At 46.6% G+C, this 3,553-nt stretch carries 4 protein-coding genes; all 4 read left to right on the top strand.

Annotation, left to right across the window (positions count from 1 at the left end; translation table 11 throughout):
• The first annotated feature begins 273 nt into the window (after positions 1-273).
• The 4 genes from P1S59_14240 to P1S59_14255 are packed head-to-tail and all read left to right on the top strand — an operon-like array spanning position 274 to position 3,353.
• Positions 274-591, top strand: coding sequence for a DUF4258 domain-containing protein (locus tag P1S59_14240; protein MDF1527389.1), 318 nt, complete (start codon positions 274-276; stop codon positions 589-591).
• 10 nt (positions 592-601) lie between these two features.
• Positions 602-2,470 carry an N-6 DNA methylase gene (locus tag P1S59_14245; GenBank protein MDF1527390.1) on the top strand — a complete coding sequence of 623 codons (1,869 nt, stop codon included), beginning with the start codon at positions 602-604 and terminating at the stop codon, positions 2,468-2,470.
• Position 2,471: 1 nt separating this feature from the next.
• The gene (locus P1S59_14250) at positions 2,472-2,696 is read left to right on the top strand and encodes a hypothetical protein (protein ID MDF1527391.1); all 225 of its coding nucleotides are present in this window, start codon (positions 2,472-2,474) and stop codon (positions 2,694-2,696) included.
• A 21-nt stretch (positions 2,697-2,717) separates the two neighbouring features.
• The gene (locus P1S59_14255; protein ID MDF1527392.1) at positions 2,718-3,353 is read left to right on the top strand and encodes a uracil-DNA glycosylase family protein; all 636 of its coding nucleotides are present in this window, start codon (positions 2,718-2,720) and stop codon (positions 3,351-3,353) included.
• Positions 3,354-3,553 lie beyond the last annotated feature (200 nt).

Here is a 3,553-nt window from a genome sequence, read left to right on the forward strand (position 1 = left end):
CCATAAAAAGGTTGCCTGTATATTACCATAACAGCTACCCTGAACCCAATAAAACCAAGCATTTGGGCAACAGGCCGTCACGGCCTGGCCCCCGGAAGGCCCCATTACAATCCGTACATGTACGGAGGCCAACTTATGGCAGAAATAGCAAATTAAAGGGGTATTGTACAGAATTCACTTAACAATCAAGCTATGATTATTATAATTTATGCTTGACATTCTTTTTTCTTGGTTTATTATTGAAATCAAGATAACAAGAAATGGATGTCAGGCATGAAAAAGACAAAGCATTTCGGAATCAGGATGTCACAGAGAGGCGTTACCCGGGAAATGGTCGATTTCGTATTGGAACTGGGTGGCCAGGACGGTGACATGATCTCTCTCTCCAAAAAAGAGCTTGAGGGCCTCAAGGCGGAACTGGATCGCAGGGAAAAGGCTTACAGGCAAAGAGGGTTGGATTCCCAAACCAGAGAGTTGGGGCTCAAAAAACGGGTAACCATGAAGCTCCTGGACAAAGGCGGCCTGGTTGTTGTCACTGAAGGCGGCCATTTGATCACCACTTATCACTACGGCAACGGCCGAAAGCATTGAGGCATTAGTCATGAAGAATAAAGTGCTTTACACAATTTTTGACAGGTTTCGTGGTCCTTTAAATATTGACTACCAGGCCATCCAGTTTATTGCCCAGCTTGTCGCCTGGCGAAAAATTTCCGAAGAAGGGAAACTGGAAGACGGGCTCAGGTTTCATAGTGTGTGCGATGGAAATATCTCACCTGACAAGATCGCAGTTGCCCTCATGGCTCTTTCGACGCATGATGCATTGGCCGAAAATACCAGAGCCTTCGAGTTGGATGCAGCATGCCTAAAGCGGTTTAGCAGCAGTGAGTTGAGCGATATCTGTGCGGTGATAGATTCCCTGTTCGGTAAGAACATCATCAGTTACAGAGAAACCATTTCCTCTCTAAGCGAAATGGTGCCCTTGCGCCTGGAAATAGATGAATACAATCTTTCGGATAATTTGGGTCTCCTAATGCTCCACCTCATAAACCCGGACAAAGACGATTTTGTGTATTGTCCCCTGACAACATCATTCAATCTGGCCAGAACAAGTGCCCATTTCTTTGAAAATGTTTACCTGGAAACCCAGCTGAATACTCCGTGGCCATGGCTGATCAATATTCTTGAGGATTCTCATATTCAAACAAAAATAGGCGATCCGGTTCGCTCTCCGAGCTGGATTGAAGATGGAACTCTCAAACAGTTCGATGTGTGCCTTATGAACACAACTTGGAATTATCGCTACAAGGAAAAGATTGATGACTGGTTTGATAGATTCCCCAAAAGGAAGTTTTTCCACGGCGAGGTTTACCAGATTTATCATGCACTGGCTCAGACCAGGAAACGGCTTGCTGCCATCGTACCCAATAATTTGCTGCAGAGGGATTCTGGTGGAGAAGTCGAGTTCAGAAAAGACCTGATCAAAAATAACTGGTTGGATGCAGTCATTGGCGGGGGAACATCTAATCAGCTGCAACGCACCAGCATGCCCTTTTCCATCCTGATTCTCAACAAGGAGCGGACTCGCAAGGAAGTTCTCTTTATAGACGCGGACAGTGACGATTTCGGTAAGCAGTATGATGAACTGGTCAGTCATCTGAATGGAGTAACATATGCCAACAAAAAGAATGCAGAATCCCCTGACGCCCTGCATTTCTGTGCTGACGTTGTGGATTATTATCGTGAATTCGCAGCCGGCAAGGAGGCAGTACCTCTCGGCGCTGAAATAGTTCAGCCGGATCAGTTGGAGGAGAACAATTACAACCTGGCAGTCAAGCGTTACGTCATTTCCGAGGTGGAACATTGCATCAACAACGCTCTTGATTCAGTAGAGACCACCGAACTGGGAAAGATTGCGGAGTTAATAAGACCTCAGGCGGTTAAGAGCCAGAAGGAAGGCTTTGCAGACTATGAATTTTTTGAAGTTTCAGCCTCTGACATACCGACGGAGGGTTGGATTGGAGACCTCCAGGAAATAGTCACTGTAGAAGTCGTTAACCTTACAAAGGCTGAAAAACAGAAATTAAAGCCGGGCGATGTTCTCCTGGCAACAAAGGGAACTGTAGGAAAAGTTGGAATTGTTCCGGAGACGTATGAGGGTGACTGGCTTGCCAACCAGTCATTCCAGATCATCCGGTTAAAGAAAGACAGCCCCATAAATAATCCTCGCGTGCTGTACATGTACCTGAAATCCGAAGTTGCTCAGGACCTTCTGGAAGTCAAATCCTACGGTACAACCATCCCCATGGTCCAGAAAAGAGATGTCGTAAGTTTTCCTGTTATCGTTCCGTCTAATGAACAGCAGAAAGAAATTGTCAGATCTTTCGAAGAGCAAGTTCGGCTAAAGGGAAAAATCGAAAAACTGCAAGAGGAAATTGCGAATGAAAATGAAAGACATTGGGATGTTAAATGAAATGATAACCCTAAAAGCGCCGATATCCGATCCACCCCAAAGGAGCTTAAGTTCGTCCGCAAGGACGCTGCTCCTGGACCTTCTCGAGGATCACAGAACCCGGGTGTTGGCTAGAAAAGCAAGCCGGCTCTACATCGGGTACTGGGGCAGATCCCTGTACTTCTTCCTTGGTGTCCAGGTGACTTTCACGGCAATTGTGGTCATGGCCAACAGAATGCTGCCCTGATTTGCTGACTGGGAGATATTGATGAAGAGAAAAAGCATCAAGAAACAGCTGACAAAGTTCAAGGATGATGCATCTAAGTGCCAAATCTGCCGCGAGGCGGGCCTTCTCTACAAGCACGAGAATGGGAAATGGGCCTATCCTCTGTTCGACAAGAACCTGGAATGCAGATCTGGTGTTCTGGCCATCGCTGAGGCCCCCAACGAAAAGGATACATTTGATCCGAAGAAGAGTTATTTATCCTACGACATCGAAACCGATCCAACGGGCAACTTCTTCAGGGAACTCCTTCACAGCGTTAACCTGACTGTGCACGACGTAATCATCACCAATTCAGTTTTGTGTCTACCTGCGGCCAAGAATGGCAAATATCCGGTTTCCTCCAGGCAGATTTCTATGTGCTCTACTTGGGTCAGCAGGCTGATATCGGAAGTTAACCCTGAGGTTGTACTCACTCTGGGTGGTAAGGCTTTAGAAGCCATCAAGAAAATCGATCGACACAGCCTGACCCTTAGTTCTGGTGCCGGAAAGATGCACTCCTGGTACGGAAGGAAGCTGCTTCCGTTGTATCACCCCAGCCTGCGGGGTAGAGCAAACAGAAAAGCTGACCTGCAGAAAAAGGATATATCGGTACTAAAGAAGTATCTTCAGATTTCCTGATCGAAAGGAGTCATGATGGCCTATTTCTTCATTAACACGGATGCCGATTCGCTAGGTGACTTCAGCCCACACGATATTTGGTTTGTGCCTATTCCGGTGAAACTGAACACCTGTTCCGCTTGAAACTGCACACTGAATCCAGGGCAAACTGAACAGTAGTCGGAGCGTAGCGACGCTGGTGTTTTCTTTTTACCCTAAGT

This window comes from bacterium (assembly GCA_029210965.1).
Lineage (GTDB): Bacteria > BMS3Abin14 > BMS3Abin14 > BMS3Abin14 > BMS3Abin14 > JALHUC01.

Coding starts and splice junctions, on each gene's coding strand:
- P1S59_14255 (MDF1527392.1), top strand. CDS start 2,718: ATGAAGAGAAAAAGCATCAAGAAACAGCTGACAAAGTTCAAGGATGAT.
- P1S59_14250 (MDF1527391.1), top strand. CDS start 2,472: ATGATAACCCTAAAAGCGCCGATATCCGATCCACCCCAAAGGAGCTTA.
- P1S59_14245 (MDF1527390.1), top strand. CDS start 602: ATGAAGAATAAAGTGCTTTACACAATTTTTGACAGGTTTCGTGGTCCT.
- P1S59_14240 (MDF1527389.1), top strand. CDS start 274: ATGAAAAAGACAAAGCATTTCGGAATCAGGATGTCACAGAGAGGCGTT.